General features: G+C 73.3%; 14 protein-coding genes and 1 pseudogene. 7 read left to right on the top strand and 8 right to left on the bottom strand.

Annotated elements, in window-relative coordinates; translation table 11 throughout:
- Window positions 1-2: 2 nt before the first annotated feature.
- Window positions 3-1,067: pseudogene (locus AB4039_RS17290) on the bottom strand (sensor histidine kinase); the annotation flags it as partial.
- A 79-nt stretch (window positions 1,068-1,146) separates the two neighbouring features.
- On the opposite strand from AB4039_RS17290, the gene AB4039_RS17285 reads away from it, so the two are divergent.
- The 4 genes from AB4039_RS17285 to cpt are packed head-to-tail and all read left to right on the top strand — an operon-like array spanning window position 1,147 to window position 3,898.
- Entirely contained in the window at window positions 1,147-2,061 is a 915-nt protein-coding gene (locus tag AB4039_RS17285) for an ATP-binding cassette domain-containing protein (RefSeq protein WP_266837536.1), read from the top strand.
- A 21-nt stretch (window positions 2,062-2,082) separates the two neighbouring features.
- Window positions 2,083-2,835 carry an ABC transporter permease gene (locus tag AB4039_RS17280; protein WP_266837534.1) on the top strand — a complete coding sequence of 251 codons (753 nt, stop codon included), beginning with the start codon at window positions 2,083-2,085 and terminating at the stop codon, window positions 2,833-2,835.
- A gap of 40 nt (window positions 2,836-2,875) precedes the next feature.
- Window positions 2,876-3,313: a hypothetical protein gene (locus tag AB4039_RS17275; RefSeq protein ID WP_266837532.1), complete on the top strand. Its 438-nt coding sequence runs from the start codon at window positions 2,876-2,878 to the stop codon at window positions 3,311-3,313.
- A gap of 51 nt (window positions 3,314-3,364) precedes the next feature.
- Window positions 3,365-3,898, top strand: a complete 534-nt coding sequence (gene cpt / locus AB4039_RS17270; RefSeq protein WP_266837530.1) for a chloramphenicol phosphotransferase CPT — start codon at window positions 3,365-3,367, stop codon at window positions 3,896-3,898.
- Between the two features lie 96 nt (window positions 3,899-3,994).
- On the opposite strand, the gene mug is transcribed toward cpt, so the two are convergent.
- The 5 genes from mug to AB4039_RS17245 form a co-directional block, all read right to left on the bottom strand.
- On the bottom strand, window positions 3,995-4,543 hold the full coding sequence (mug, locus tag AB4039_RS17265) for a G/U mismatch-specific DNA glycosylase (RefSeq protein ID WP_266841475.1): 549 nt from the start codon (window positions 4,541-4,543) through the stop codon (window positions 3,995-3,997).
- Window positions 4,540-5,973 carry an adenylosuccinate lyase gene (purB, locus tag AB4039_RS17260; RefSeq protein ID WP_442271128.1) on the bottom strand — a complete coding sequence of 478 codons (1,434 nt, stop codon included), beginning with the start codon at window positions 5,971-5,973 and terminating at the stop codon, window positions 4,540-4,542. Before purB ends, mug begins: the two co-directional genes overlap by 4 nt.
- Before the next feature lie 71 nt (window positions 5,974-6,044).
- Window positions 6,045-6,827 (bottom strand): SGNH/GDSL hydrolase family protein, encoded by a 783-nt coding sequence (locus tag AB4039_RS17255; RefSeq protein ID WP_442271127.1) that lies wholly within the window; start codon window positions 6,825-6,827, stop codon window positions 6,045-6,047.
- Between the two features lie 59 nt (window positions 6,828-6,886).
- Window positions 6,887-7,906 (bottom strand): hemolysin family protein, encoded by a 1,020-nt coding sequence (locus tag AB4039_RS17250; RefSeq protein ID WP_266837524.1) that lies wholly within the window; start codon window positions 7,904-7,906, stop codon window positions 6,887-6,889.
- Window positions 7,903-9,243, bottom strand: a complete 1,341-nt coding sequence (locus AB4039_RS17245) for a hemolysin family protein (protein WP_442271126.1) — start codon at window positions 9,241-9,243, stop codon at window positions 7,903-7,905. The genes AB4039_RS17250 and AB4039_RS17245 overlap by 4 nt, the downstream gene beginning before the upstream one ends.
- Window positions 9,244-9,520: 277 nt before the next feature.
- Here AB4039_RS17245 and AB4039_RS17240 point away from each other — a divergent pair, with 277 nt between their 5' ends.
- Window positions 9,521-9,949: a GNAT family N-acetyltransferase gene (locus tag AB4039_RS17240; protein ID WP_442271125.1), complete on the top strand. Its 429-nt coding sequence runs from the start codon at window positions 9,521-9,523 to the stop codon at window positions 9,947-9,949.
- A gap of 251 nt (window positions 9,950-10,200) precedes the next feature.
- Here AB4039_RS17240 and AB4039_RS17235 read toward each other — a convergent pair whose 3' ends face one another.
- Entirely contained in the window at window positions 10,201-11,253 is a 1,053-nt protein-coding gene (locus tag AB4039_RS17235) for a YncE family protein (protein WP_266837518.1), read from the bottom strand.
- A gap of 147 nt (window positions 11,254-11,400) precedes the next feature.
- On the opposite strand from AB4039_RS17235, the gene AB4039_RS17230 reads away from it, so the two are divergent.
- Window positions 11,401-12,333 (top strand): LysR family transcriptional regulator, encoded by a 933-nt coding sequence (locus AB4039_RS17230; protein WP_442271124.1) that lies wholly within the window; start codon window positions 11,401-11,403, stop codon window positions 12,331-12,333.
- Here the strand turns inward: AB4039_RS17230 and AB4039_RS17225 are convergent.
- Entirely contained in the window at window positions 12,302-12,877 is a 576-nt protein-coding gene (locus AB4039_RS17225; RefSeq protein WP_442271123.1) for a class I SAM-dependent methyltransferase, read from the bottom strand. The two genes, AB4039_RS17230 and AB4039_RS17225, sit on opposite strands and share 32 nt — an antisense overlap.
- Window positions 12,878-13,218: 341 nt before the next feature.
- Between AB4039_RS17225 and AB4039_RS17220 the strand changes: the two genes are divergently transcribed.
- Window positions 13,219-13,782, top strand: coding sequence for a hypothetical protein (locus tag AB4039_RS17220; protein ID WP_442271122.1), 564 nt, complete (start codon window positions 13,219-13,221; stop codon window positions 13,780-13,782).
- The last annotated feature ends 173 nt before the right edge of the window (window positions 13,783-13,955 follow it).

Below are 13,955 nucleotides of genomic sequence, written 5' to 3'. Positions count from 1 at the left end.
GGTCAGCGTATTCGCTCCAGCGGAAGCCGGGCGCGCACTCTCCAACCACCCCCGTGGGGGCCGGTTTCGGTCTCTCCGCCGAGCAGCGCGGCCCGCTCCCGCATGCCGCGCAGCCCGCTCCCGCTCCCGGACATGACCGTCGGGCCCTCCGGCAGGGCGYTGGTGACCTCCAGTTCCAGCCGGCCCGCGGCCATCTCCACCCGGACCCGGACGGGAACGGGACCGCAGTGCCGCAGTACGTTGGTGAGCGCTTCCTGCAGGATCCGGTAGCCCTCACGGGTGACGGGTCCGGGCAGCTTCTCCAGAGGGCCGGTCAGCCGGGCGTCCACCGCCGCTCCCGAGGCCCGGGCGGACTCCAGCAGCCGGTCCGCCTCCGCCAGCGTCGGCCGCTGCGAGGGCGGCTTTCCCGACTCGCGCAGGACCGTCAGTACCCGCTCCAGGTCCTCCAGGGCGGCCCGGCCCGTCTCCTCGATCGCGCTGAGGGCGCGGTCGGTGAACTCCGGGTCGCCGGCCGCGCGCGCCGCGCCCGCCTGGACCACCGCCACCGTCAGTGCGTGCCCGATGGAGTCGTGCAGCTCGCGCGCGATGCGGGTCCGCTCCAGCAGCTGTTCCGTGCGTGCTTCCAGTGCCGTCAGCCGCTCGGCCGCGGACGGCCCCAGCAGCCGCCTCGCGATCACGGTGATCAGCTCGCCGAGCACGACGACCACCACGACCAGTACGACCAGCGGCAGCGGCGCGAGGAGGGCCGCGGCCCAGGGCGCCGGGGTGAACGGCACGGCCGGGTCGTCGTCGAGCGGGTGTCCGAGAGCGGTCGCGACGAGTTCGACGGTCATGACCGGCAGCCACACGGTGGCGAACATGGCCGCACCGGAGACGATCAACCGTATCTCCAGCCACAGCACGGTCCGCCAGCGGTCCGCCCAGCGGACGGCGGGGGCGGTGCCGATGCCGCCCTCCTCGGTCTCGCGCTCCTGCGGGGTCAGCAGGAAGCGTGCCTGGAGCCCCTCCGCCAGCCGTACCCACGGAACGAACCCGAACGGTATGACGATCAGCAGGGGCATCCACGGCCACCGCCCCCCACGTGGGGGAGACGCCACCCTCGCATGGGGGAGGGAAGGGGGGAGGCCCGACGGCGACGCTTGAGCCATGAACCGCATCGAGATCCGCGAACTCACCAAGGACCACGGCAGCCGGCGGGTCGTGGACCACCTGACCTTCGACGTCCTGCCCGGCAGGGTCACCGGCTTCCTGGGGCCCAACGGCGCCGGCAAGTCCACCACCCTGCGGCTGTTGTTGGGCCTGGACCGGCCGACCTCCGGCTCCGCCACCATCGGCGGGAGCCGGTTCGCCGACCTCGACCGGCCCCTGCGCCGGGTGGGGGCCCTCCTCGATCCCCAGGCGGCCCACTCGGGCCGCCGGGCCCGCGACCACCTCCTCGCGCTCGCCGTCAGCAACGGCATCCCACCCGCCCGCGTCGACAGGGTCCTGGAGCAGGCCGGCATCGCGGCCGTCGCCCGCCGCCGCATCGGGACCTTCTCACTCGGCATGCGCCAGCGCCTGGGCATAGCAGCCGCCCTGCTGGGCGACCCCGGAGTGCTGCTGCTGGACGAGCCGACCAACGGCCTCGACCCGCAGGGCATCATCTGGATCCGCGAGCTGATGCGCGGCCTCGCAGCCGAGGGGCGCACCGTCTTCGTCTCCAGCCACCTGATGGCCGAGTCGGCGGCGTTCGTCGACCACCTCGTGGTGCTGGGGCAGGGCAGGCTCCTCGTCGACACCTCGATGGAGGAGTTCATCAGCGCCCGCAGCGCCCGGAGGGTGCGGTTGCGGACCTCGGAGCCGGCCCGAATGGGGGCGGCCCTGGCCCGGGACGGCTTCGAGCTGGTCGCCGCCGAGGAGGGGTGCTGGACCGTCGAGGGCATACGGGCCGACCGGATCGGCGTCCTCGCCGCCCGTGAGGGCATCCCCGTCCTGGAGCTGGCCGACGAGCGGGCCTCCCTGGAGCAGGCCTATCTCGATCTCACCGCCAACCGTGCGCAGTTCTCCGCCGCCACCACCTGAATGCCAAGGGGAGCCACCGTCATGACCTCCGCAGCCCTGCCCACCGTCTCCGTTCTGCACTCGGAGTGGATCAAGATACGTTCCGCCCGTTCGACCCTCGGATCGCTCCTGGCCGTCTTCGCGGCCACCGCCGGCATCACCGTCCTGACCGCTGCCGCCATCGGCACCTCGGAACCGGGAGCGCTGGGGGAGGACCGCCTGCTCGGGGCGTTCTTCGGCATCAACTTCGGGCAGATAGCGGCCGTCGCCTTCGGCGCCACGGCCATCGCCGGTGAATTCCGCGACGGAGCGCTGAGGGTGTCGCTCACCGCCGTGCCCAACCGGACCCGGCTGTACCTGGCGAAGGCCGCCACGGTGGCCGGACTCGCCTTCGTGGTCGGTCAGATCACCGGCCTCGTCACCTTCGTCTCCGGCCAGGCCCTGATGGGGGAGTACGCCCTCTCCCTGGGGGACCCGGGCACCCTGCGGGCCGTGTTCGGCAGCGGCGCCTACCTCACGCTGATCGCCCTGCTGTCGGCCGGTCTGACGGCCCTGGTGCGCAGTGGCACGCTGGTGATGAGTCTGCTCATACCCTTCCTGCTGATCGTGCCCTTCGTGGTCGGTCAGGTCGCCGACGGTGCGGGACAGTTCATGCCCGACAGGGCCGGCCAGGCAGTGATGCGGCTGGAGGCGCAAGGGACGCTCGGTCCGTGGAGCGGGCTCGCGGTGACCACGCTGTGGGCCCTCGTGTCCCTGGCGGCGGGGTGGCTGGCCGTGCGGCGGCGCGACGCGTGACGCCGGACCAATTGTCAGTGGCCCCCGGAATACTGACGGTATGACCACGGCACAGCACCTCGACCTGATCGATCGGCTGCGGGCCCAGCGCTTCGTGGACATGCCGGTGCGCCTCGGTCGGCACAGCAGCGGCCCCGGCTACCATCTCGTCCGTCTGGAGGAGACCGGGGACTTCTGGGAGGACGACGGTTCGGGCCGCCGGGAGGCCGCCGACCAGATCAGCGCCGAGTACGCGGCCCTCACCCAGGCCCTGACGGAGCGCTGGGGGACGCCTCTGGTCTTCACGCTGCGCTCGCCGGCCGCCTTGGACACCGCGCCGGAGGAGCTTGCGCAGCCCTGGGAGGAACTGACGCACAGCACCGATCACGTGCACCTCTGGCGGGCGGAGGACCGTTGGCTGGTGGCCTGTGTGACGCAGTGGGGTGAGGAGGACCCCTACACGCTGATGGCGGGGATCACCGTGACGGACCCGCCGTAGGACCTCGAAATCCGCTGTCGGCCGCCGATGCGGTGGCCCTACTGTGGCGCGGTGCGTACTCAGGTGATCGTTCTCAATGGCGGATCCAGCTCCGGCAAGTCGGGGATCGCCCGGTGCCTGCAGGCGGTCCTGCCGGATCCGTGGCTGGTCTTCGGGACGGACACCCTGGTCGACGCGATGCCGGCGTCGATGCGGGCGATGGACGGGGGCATCGAGTTCGCTCCGGACGGCGAGGTGGTCGTCGGGCCCGCGTTCCGGGCCCTGGAGGCGGCCTGGATCGAGGGGATCGCCGCGATGGCGCGGGGCGGGGCCCGGATCGTCGTCGACGAGGTGTTCCTCGGCGGGGCAGCGTCCCAGAAGCGCTGGCAGCAGGCTCTGGGCGGGCTGCGGGTGCTGTGGGTGGGTGTCAGGTGTGAGGGCGCGGTGGCCGCGGGCCGGGAGGTCGCGCGGGGCGACCGGACCCTGGGGATGGCCGTCTCACAGGCGGAGGTCGTCCACCAAGGCGTGGTCTACGACCTGGAGATCGACACCACCCACGCCGAGTCGATGGAGTGCGCGCGGATCATCGCGGGCCGCGCCGAGTGATCGACGGCAGGGCCGGCGGCGCGTGAACGACCCCGAGGGGCGGGGCGGTCCGGGAGCACTCGGGCGAGGGGCACCCCTGAGCCCGCCCGGCGCCGGTCAGGGGGTGGGCGGCGCCTCCGCCGCCTCGCGGAGGCGGGCGTACTCCTGGGCCATGGACTCCGCGGTCCAGTGGGCGTTGAGGCCGCTGGGGTTGGGCAGTGCCCAGATGCGGGTGGTGCCGATGGTCCGGTCCTGGGGACCGATCCGGGCCCGGCGGTCGCCGAAGGCGGTGCGGTAGGCGGTGACGCCGACCACGGCGAGCCAGTCGGGCCGCAACCGTTCGACCTTCGCCGTCAGGATCCGGCCGCCCTCACGGAACTCCTCCGCGGTGAGTTCGTCGGCGCGGGCGGTCGCCCGGGCCACGACGTTCGTGATGCCGAGGCGGTAGGTGAGCAGTTCCTCCTGCTCCTCCGGGGCCAGCCTGCGGGGCGTGAAGCCGGACAGGTGGAGGACCGGCCAGAAACGGTTGCCCGGCCGGGCGAAGTGGTGGCCCGTCGCGGCGGACAGGAGCCCCGGGTTGATCCCGCAGAAGAGCACGCGCAGACCGCCCGAGACCACGTCCGGCACGACGCGGTCTCGGGCGGCTTCGAGCTCGTCGGGGGTCAGAGGATCGACCCTGGCGCGTACCCGGCGGCCTCCGGGTGCTCCTTGGCGATGGCCTCGATCCGGGAGACCACGGTCGCGACCTGGTCGCCCGCGGCGCCGGTGAACGACAGCTTGTCGGCCATCAGGGCGTCCAGCTGCGCGCGGTCCAGCGGCATCCGCGCGTCGGCGGCCAGCTTGTCCAGCAGCTCGTTGCGCTCGGCACCCTGCTCGCGCATGGCGAGCGCGGAGGCCACCGCGTGCTCCTTGATGACCTCGTGGGCGGCCTCACGGCCCACACCGGCCCGCACCGCGCCCATCAGCACCTTGGTGGTGGCGAGGAAGGGCAGGTAGCGGTCCAGTTCGCGGGCCACGACGGCCGGGAAGGCGCCGAACTCGTCGAGGACGGTCAGGAAGGTCTCCAGCAGGCCGTCGAAGGCGAAGAACGCGTCGGGCAGGGCCACGCGGCGGACCACGGAGCAGGAGACGTCGCCCTCGTTCCACTGGTCGCCGGCCAGCTCGCCGGTCATCGAGGCGTAGCCGCGCAGGATGACCATCAGGCCGTTCACGCGCTCGCAGGAGCGGGTGTTCATCTTGTGCGGCATCGCGGAGGAGCCGACCTGGCCGGGCTTGAAGCCCTCGGTGACCAGCTCGTGGCCCGCCATCAGGCGGATCGTCTTCGCGATCGAGGACGGGGCGGCGGCCAGCTGCACCAGCGCGGTGACCACGTCGTAGTCGAGCGAGCGCGGGTAGACCTGGCCCACGGAGGTGAAGGCCTGGGAGAAGCCGAGGTGGGCGGCGATGCGCTGTTCCAGGTCGGCCAGCTTGGCGGTGTCGCCGCCCAGCAGGTCGAGCATGTCCTGGGCGGTGCCGACCGGACCCTTGATCCCGCGCAGCGGGTAGCGGTCGAGGAGGTTCTCCAGGCGGTCGTAGGCGACCAGGAGCTCGTCGGCGGCGGTCGCGAAACGCTTGCCCAGGGTCGTCGCCTGCGCGGCGACGTTGTGGGAGCGGCCGGCCATGACCAGCTCGGCGTGCTCGCCGGCCAGCTTGCCGAGACGGGCCAGGACGGCGACCGTGCGGTCCCGGGCCAGCTCCAGCGAGAGCCGGATCTGCAGCTGCTCGACGTTCTCGGTCAGGTCGCGGGAGGTCATGCCCTTGTGCACGTGCTCGTGGCCGGCGAGGGCGTTGAACTCCTCGATCCGGGCCTTCACGTCGTGCCGGGTGACCTTCTCGCGCTCGGCGATGGAGGCGAGGTCGACGGTCTCAAGGACGCGCTCGTAGTCGGCGAGGGCGGCGTCCGGGACGTCGATGCCGAGGTCCTTCTGGGCGCGCAGCACGGCGAGCCACAGCCGCCGCTCCAGCGTCACCTTGTACTCGGGGGACCACAGGATGGCGAGCTCCGCGGAGGCGTAGCGGCCGGCCAGGACATTGGGGATGCGGGGCTTGGCTGTCACGTGTAGGGATTCTACTTGGGCCGCGGCTGTGCGTTCACGCAGGTGGGGGCGCCACCGGTGATGGTGTGATGCTACGAGGGCGGCGAGGCCCCGTACGGCAGCAGTTCGGGCCTCTTGGAGGGGCGGCCGTCGCCCGAGGAGCGGCCCGTCAGGCGGCGGCCGATCCAGGGGAGCAGGTGCTGCCGGGCGAAGCGCAGGTCCTCGGTCCGGCGCACCTGCCAGCCGGGGGCCGCTGCGGGCGGCAGGGCGGCCCGCCAGTCCTCCTGCGCGGGCAGGCCCAGGCTCTGCCAGACCGCCTCCGCCACCCGCCGGTGGCCTTCGGCGGTCAGGTGCAGCCGGTCGACGTCCCACATGCGCGGATCGCCGAGCACCGGGGCCCCGTACAGGTCCACCAGCAGCGCCCCGTGTCGGGCGGCGAGCTCTTCGAGGATGCCGAACAGCTCCTCCATGCGGGGCCGGAAGCGTTCCATGACCGGACCGTTGCGGCCCGGGGAGCGCATCAGCACCAGCCGCCCGCAGGACGGGGCCAGCAGGGCCACGGCCTCTTCCAGGTGGCCGCGGACCCTGCCCATGTCGACCTTCGGCCGCAGGGCGTCGTTGAGCCCGCCCACCAGCGTCACCACGTCGGCGCCCATCGCGGCGGCGGCCGGGGCCTGGTCCTCGGCGATCTGCCCGATCAGCTTTCCGCGCACCGCGAGGTTCGCGTAGCGGAAGCCCGGCTCGCGCGCCGCGAGCCGGGCGGCCAGCAGATCGGCCCAGCCCCGGTAGGAGCCGTCCGGCAGCAGGTCGGACATGCCCTCGGTGAAGGAGTCGCCGATCGCGACGAAACTGGTGTAAGGCGCATTCATCTCCATGGCGGAGCGATGCTACCGCGCGGTACCCCGGCCCCGCGGGGCCGGGGACCGCGCGGGCGTCAGGCGGACGCGGGCCGGCCGAACAGCTCGCGCAGCACGTCCTCCATCGTCACCAGGCCCGTCATGGCCCCGTCCGCCCCGAGGACGGCCGCCAGGTGCGTACGGCTGCGCCGCATGGCGGTGAGCACGTCGTCCAGCGGGGTCTCCGCCCGCACCTGCGCGATGGAGCGAAGCTCGGACTCCGGGAACGGTTCGTCCCGCTCCACCACGTCGAGGGCGTCCTTGACGTGCAGGTAGCCCAGGATCCGGCGCTGCTCGTCGATCACGGGGAAACGTGAGTACCCCGACTCGGCCGACAGCAGCTCCAGCCCGTCCGCCGTGATGCCCAGCCGCGCCGTGACCACCCGGTCCACCGGCAGCACCACATCGGTGACCGGGCGTCGACCCAGCTCCAGAGCGTCGTACAGCCGCTCGCTCGCCCGGTCGTCGATGAGCCCCGCGGCACTGGAGTCCTTGACGATCCGGGCCAGCTCGTCGTCCGAGAACGTCGCCGCGACCTCGTCCTTCACCTCCACCCGCAGCAGCCGCAGCAGCGCGTTGGCGAAGGCGTTGATCGCGAAGATCACCGGCTTCAGCGCACGGGTCACGGCCACCAGCGGCGGGCCCAGCAGCAGCGCGGTGCGCACCGGCTCGGACAGCGCCACGTTCTTCGGCAGCATTTCCCCGAACAGCATGTGCAGGTACGTCGCCAGCGCCAGCGCGATCACGAAGGAGATCGCGTGCGTCAGCCCGGAGGGCACCCCGACGAGGTCGAAGAGCGGGGTCAGCAGGTGTGCGATGGCGGGCTCGGCCACCACGCCCAGCACCAGGGTGCACAGGGTGATGCCCAGCTGGGCCGCCGCCATCATCGCCGACACGTGTTCCAGGCCCCACAGCACGGCGCGGGCGCGTCGGTCGCCCTGCTCGGCGTACGGCTCGATCTGGCTGCGCCGGACCGAGATCAGCGCGAACTCCGCGCCGACGAAGAAGGCGTTGACGACCAGGGTCGCCAGGCCGATCAGCAGCTGGACGACGGTCATCGGGCCCCCTCCGTAGGCTCGTCACCGGCGGCTCCACCCGGTGCGTGCAGCAGCACGCGGGCGGCTCGGCGCCCGCCGGCGTCCACCACGTCCAGGCGCCAGCCGTCCAGTTCCAGGCTGTCCCCGACGGCCGGGATCCGGCCGAGTTCGGTGGCTATCAGTCCGGCCAGGGTTTCGTACGGGCCGTCCGGGACGCGCAGGCCGATCAGCCGGAGCTGATCGGTGCGTGCGGCGCCGTCGGCGGAGTACAGGGCCCGGCCGGACTCGTCCGTACCGGCGGGGGCCAGGTCGGAGGTCTCGTGCGGGTCGTGCTCGTCGCGTACCTCGCCGACGACCTCCTCGACGATGTCCTCCAGCGTGGCCACCCCCGCCGTGCCCCCGTATTCGTCGATCACGACGGCCATGGTCTGCTTGCCGGAGAGCCGGTCCAGCAGCCGGTCCACCGTCAGGGACTCCGGTACGAGGAGGGGCTCGCGCAGCAGCTGCGAGACGGGATGGCGGTGCCGCTCCGCGGCGGGCAGCGCGAGCACGTCCTTGATGTGGACGGTGCCGACGACGGTGTCGAGGCTGCCCCGGTAGACGGGGAAGCGCGACAGGCCGGTGGCCATGGTCGCGTTGGCCACGTCCTCGGCGGTGGTCTGGACGTCGAGGGCGGTCACCTGCACGCGCGGGGTCATCACGTTCTCCGCGGTGAGGTCGGCCAGGTTCAGGGTCCGCACGAACAGCTCGGCGGTGTCCTTCTCCAGCGCGCCCGCCTTCGCGGAGTGCCGGGCCAGGGCCACCAGCTCCTGGGGGCTGCGCGCGGAGGCCAGCTCCTCGGCGGGTTCCATGCCGAACCGTCGGACCATGTGGTTGGCCGTGGTGTTGAGGTGGCTGATCAGGGGCTTGAAGGCGCGGCTGAAGACCCGCTGCGCGGTGGCGACGCGCTTGGCGATGGCCAGCGGGGAGGAGATGGCCCAGTTCTTGGGCACCAGCTCGCCGACGACCATCAGCACCACGGTCGACAGGGCGGTGCCCAGTACCAGGGCCGTGGAGGAGGCGGCGGCGGCCGAGAGCCCCATGGCCTCGAAGGGCCCCTGGAGCAGGGCGGCGATCGAGGGCTTGGAGATCATGCCGATGACCAGGCCGGTCACCGTGATGCCGAGCTGGGCGCCGGAGAGCTGGAAGGTCAGGCTGCGGACGGCGGCCAGGGCGCTGTCGGCACCCCGCTCGCCGCGCTCGACGGCGCGTTCGAGCTCGCTGCGCTCGACCGTGGTCAGCGAGAACTCGGCCGCGACGAAGACTCCGCAGGCAAGGCAGAGCAGCAGGGCCACGACGAGCAGGAGCACTTCGGTCATCGGACGTTCACCTCCGTCCCATGATCAGTCAGGAGGAGGGGGGCCGCGCGATGTCGCGTACGGGGATGTCGGGGACTGGGAGGCTCGCCCATGGGCGGACGCTCACACCTTTCGTCTTCGTCGAACCGGGACCGTTTCCCACATGGTAAAGGAAGGGCAAAGGTAAAGCGTCGCTCTTTTGGCCGAGCGGGCGCGGGTGGTCCGTCCGTTCCCGGCCGCGTCTCGCGGGGTGGAAGTCGGTGGCGGGGCGCCGGTGGGGCGTGCTTGGCTCCCGATCATGACCGAATTCCGGATACGTACCGCCGCCGCGGCCGATGCCGAGAACGTGCTCGCCTTCTGGAAGGAGGCGGCCGAGGGCACCTCGATCACGGACGACGTGGACGGCGTGACCCGGCTCATCACCCGTGACCCGCAGGCCCTGATCCTCGCGGAGTCCGACGGGGTCCTCGTCGGCTCCGTGATCGCCGGCTGGGACGGATGGCGGGCTTCCCTGTACCGGCTCGCCGTACTGCCCGCCCGCCGCCGCCAGGGGATCGCTTCGGCGCTGCTGGAGGCGGCCGAGCTGCGCTTCGTCGCGGTCGGGGGCCGGCGCGGTGACGCGATGGTCCTGGAGGCGAACGAGCGGGCACACCGGATGTGGGCGGCGGCCGGCTATGAGCGCGAGGACCGCTGGCGCCGGTGGGTGAAGCCGTTCGCGCAGGGGTGAGGAGGGGCTTCCGTGCCGGCTCCGCTCGGGGGCGGGCCCCGTCCCGGCGGGGAGTCGGAAGGCCGGCGGCCGGGTGAACCGGGACCCGGATCCGCCGGGCGGGTGAACGCGCGCGTCCAGGGGCAGTACGCCGTGACCGGCGCGTCCCGCCGGGCGCGGTGGTCACGGTGGTCACGGCGGGCTGACTTCGTCGGAGGTGGCGGGCGCCCTCCCCGTGCCCCGCTCCTCAGTGTCCGGTGAGTGCGGGTGGGTCAGGAGGGGCGGGGGACGTAGGCCAGGCCGTGGGCGCCGGGTTCGGCGAGTCTGGCGATGTCCAGCCGGGCCAGGGTCCCCAGCGTCTCCAGGTCGACGATGTCGACGGTGGACGAGATCACGCAGGCCACGTATGCGATCCGGCCGTCCGGCGAGGAGGTGATGGTCAGCGGGAAGTGCCCGACCTCCACCTCGCCGAGCCGCTCGCGGGTTCCGGCGCAGAAGACCGTGAGACGGCCGGGGGCGTGGCTGCCGAGCCGGGAGTTCGGGTCGGGGGTCATGCACAGCTCGCCCGCGAGCAGTTTCCCCCTCGACGTCAGGTGCACCGGGAGGACCACGTCGCGCGTGGGCAGGGTGTCGACGACGGACGCCGTCCGGGCGTCGACCACCCGGATGCCCGGGGCCGGCCGCTCCTCGGCGGTGGAGAAGGAACCGGCGTAGGGCGCGGCGACGAAGGCGTGCGTGCCGTCGGCGGAGACGGCCAGGCCCTCGCTGCCCGGCACTTCGGCCTTGCCGGTGAGGACGCCCCGTTCGAGGTCGACGATCGACACGAACGGCGCCTCCTTGTTGGTGGCGTAACCCGTCCTGCCCGCCGGGTCGATTGCGAACCAGTGCGGACCGGGCGCGTCGGTGTCGATCCTGCCGACCGGCCGGCGGGTCCGGGTGTCGACGACCACCACGCCGCCGGGCCGGTCCGCCGAGCCCTCGACGCTGACGTAGAGGAGCCGGCGGGCCGGGTCCAGTGCCAGGCCGTGCGGACCGTGTTCCGGGGCGAGGTCGACGACCTCGACGATCCGGCGGGTGTCGGGGTCGATGACGGTCAGTTCGGTGCGCCGGCCGCCGTTCGCGTGGTAGTAGCCCGAACGGTACGCGGTGGTGCACCACAGCAGGCGCTCCGTGGGGTCGAAGCACAACTCGTGGGGCTCGGCGAGGACTTCCACCGAGCCGAGGTGCCGGTCGGAGGCGGCGTCGAAGAACGAGACCGTCGGTCCGCTCTGGCTGACCACGGCGAGGACGTCGCCGGCCCGGCCGGCGCGCGGGAACTGCTGCATGGAGGATCCCTGAGGAAGGAGGAGAAGGGGGTGACGCCGCGTGTTCTCGCGGCCCCTCCCACTCTGGGCACCGAAGGCCTCCACAGCCATGCAAGGATCGGCATCCCATAGTTGACCCAGGCGTAAAAATGCAGCTCAGGAGCGGTCATGGATCTCAATTTGCTGCGGGTGCTGGACGCCTTGCTACAGGAGCACAGCGTGACCCGCGCCGCGGAGCGGCTGGGTACCTCGCCCGCCGCGGTCAGCCGCACCCTGGCCCGGCTCCGCCGCACCGTGGGCGATCCCCTGCTGGTCCGGGCGGGCCAGGGTCTGGTCCCGACCCCACGCGCCCTGGAACTCCGCGAGGAGGTACGGGCGTTGCTCCGAGGATGCGACAACGTCCTGCGCCCCGGGGCCGGTTTCGACCCCGCGCACCTCCACCGCACCTTCACCGTGCAGGCCACCGACCTGCTCCTGGTGGGGCTGGCGGGGGCGCTGACCGACCGCATCCACGCGGAGGCCCCGAACGTGGACGTGGTCTTCCTTCCGGAGTCGGTGGAAGGCGGCCCCGGGCTGCGGCAGGGCCGGGTGGACGTCGAACTCGGTGTCCTCGGGCACCTGGACCCCGAGATCCTGACCCGGCCCCTCACCCGGATGCGGCTGGTCGGGGTCGCCCGCAGCGGTCACCCCCTGTTCGAACGGCGGATCGACGCCCGCAGCTTCGCCGCTGCCGACCACATCGGCATCTCCCGGCTCGGCAAGCGCGTGGGACCCATCGACGGCGCGCTCGCGGAACTCGGGCTGCGGCGCCGGACCGCGGTGATCGTGCCCAGCCACACGAGCGCGATGCCGCTCGCCCGCGACAGCGACCTCGTCGCGCTCACGCCGGCGGACTGGCTCACCGACACGATCTCCGCACTGGGCCTGCGGACCTTCCCCATCCCGCTCGACCTGGCCCCGCTCGACATCGGGATGGCCTGGCACCCCCGCAACGCGGCCGACCCGGGACACCGCTGGCTCCGCGACCTGCTGGCGGCCGGGTTCGCGGACCCGCCGGGGGAGGGGGCGGTCAGTCGCGGGAGCGACGGGCCGTGCCGATGACGCAGTAGGAGGTGGGCAGGGCCGGGCCGCGTTCGGGCAGGCGGAAGGAGCGGTGCGAGACGATCCGGAAGCCGGCCGCCTCGATCGCGGCGAGCGGGTCGCGGGCGGTGTGGCAACCGCCGAAGAGGCGGGGCCACACGGTCCGGTCGAGCGTCCGCTGGACGGCGGCCATACCGGGACCGGGGGCGAGCCCGTGTTCCAGGAACCGCAGCTCCGCTTCGGGCCGCAGCACCCGGTGGAGCTCCGCGAGGGCGCGGGGGAGGTTGCGTACGGTGCACAGCACCAGGGAGGCCACGGCGGCGTCGAAGGCCTCGCTCTTCACCGGAAGGGCCTCCGCGACCCCCGGTACGAGGTCCACCGGTACCTCGGCGCGCAGCGCCGCCGCGGCCGCGAGGCGTCGCAGGGTGCGCTCCGGTTCGACCGCGACGACCTCGGAGACGGCACGGGGATAGTGCGCGAAGTTCAGGCCGTTGCCCGCGCCGATCTCGATGACGCGGCCGGAGACCCCGTGCAGGAGCTCCCGGCGCAGGACGCCCATGCCCATGCGGGTCTCGGCGGCGGTGCTGGCGCGGGCGTAGAACCGGGCGAAGTGCGGGTGGTGGACCGGATCGGGGGGAGGTGCGGGCGGYACGGCGGACCTCCTGGCGCGGCTCGGGGGCGGACACGGGTGCGCGTGCCCTGCCGGGCAGGTTCCCCGTCCCGGCGCGCGGTGAAACCGGAATGCCGGGAACCGCTGCCGTGAGCACGGTCCGTGAGCACGGTCCGTGAGCACGGCCGGGAGCCCGGTCCGGGAGCACGGCCGCGGGTGCCTGCGGGGCGTGAGGTGATAATCGGCAGTCCGGGCAGCGCACTTGGGGGCGGCGCCCGCGAGGAAGGGGAGACCACGTGACATCCCGCACCACCCGTGTCCCGCTCACGGCCGCCGGGTTGCTGGCCGCCGGCGCGCTGCTGCTGACCGGCTGCGAGGCGGCCCCGGCGGAGCGCCCGAAGGCGGCGGCCCCGCCCGGCCCGGAGGTGTTCTTCGCCGAGGTGGCGGCGCGCTGCGCCGGGGCCGGGTCGGGTGCCCCCGCCTCGGCGCCCGCGGAGCGGGAGCTGCCGGCGGACCCGGAGGCGCGCAAGTACGCGGAGAACCACGGCTACCGGCAACAGGCCGGGCTGTCCGCCGAGGGCACGTGCCGGGGGGACGCCCATGCGGCGCGGATCAGGTCGGCGCTCGCCGGCAAGCCGCCGGGTACCGCCGCCGATCTGACCGGGCTGCTCCGGGGCCTCGGGTACCCGGTCGGCCCCGGTGACGTGGTCGACGGGGCCGGCGGAACGGGCCCCGGCTTCGCCCTGTGGATCCCCGGGAGCGGCCCCTGCGTAGAGGGGACGGCCGGCACCCCGGCGCGGGTCGAGGCCCACGGGCCGTACGCGGAGGGCGGCTGCCGCGAACCGAAGGGCGGCCACTGACGACGGCCCGACGCCGACCGGGACGGGTGCGCCCTCCCGCCCGCCCCGATGATCGGACCGGGGGATGGGAACCGGCCCGCCCGGCGGGTCCGCACCCGCCGACGCCCGCCCCCGTCCACCGCGCTCAGCGCGCACGGATTCCCCGCCCGCGCGCGGCCGGCGGCTACCGGCGT

It is taken from the genome of Streptomyces sp. M-16 (assembly GCF_052114405.1).
GTDB lineage: Bacteria > Actinomycetota > Actinomycetes > Streptomycetales > Streptomycetaceae > Streptomyces.
This window is presented reverse-complemented; position numbering and strand designations above follow the sequence as displayed.

Coding starts and splice junctions, on each gene's coding strand:
- AB4039_RS17240 (WP_442271125.1), top strand. CDS start 9,521: ATGACCGAATTCCGGATACGTACCGCCGCCGCGGCCGATGCCGAGAAC.
- AB4039_RS17235 (WP_266837518.1), bottom strand. CDS start 11,253: ATGCAGCAGTTCCCGCGCGCCGGCCGGGCCGGCGACGTCCTCGCCGTG.
- AB4039_RS17225 (WP_442271123.1), bottom strand. CDS start 12,877: ATGGGCATGGGCGTCCTGCGCCGGGAGCTCCTGCACGGGGTCTCCGGC.
- AB4039_RS17245 (WP_442271126.1), bottom strand. CDS start 9,243: ATGACCGAAGTGCTCCTGCTCGTCGTGGCCCTGCTGCTCTGCCTTGCC.
- AB4039_RS17280 (WP_266837534.1), top strand. CDS start 2,083: ATGACCTCCGCAGCCCTGCCCACCGTCTCCGTTCTGCACTCGGAGTGG.
- AB4039_RS17285 (WP_266837536.1), top strand. CDS start 1,147: ATGAACCGCATCGAGATCCGCGAACTCACCAAGGACCACGGCAGCCGG.
- AB4039_RS17275 (WP_266837532.1), top strand. CDS start 2,876: ATGACCACGGCACAGCACCTCGACCTGATCGATCGGCTGCGGGCCCAG.
- AB4039_RS17255 (WP_442271127.1), bottom strand. CDS start 6,827: ATGGAGATGAATGCGCCTTACACCAGTTTCGTCGCGATCGGCGACTCC.
- AB4039_RS17230 (WP_442271124.1), top strand. CDS start 11,401: ATGGATCTCAATTTGCTGCGGGTGCTGGACGCCTTGCTACAGGAGCAC.
- AB4039_RS17250 (WP_266837524.1), bottom strand. CDS start 7,906: ATGACCGTCGTCCAGCTGCTGATCGGCCTGGCGACCCTGGTCGTCAAC.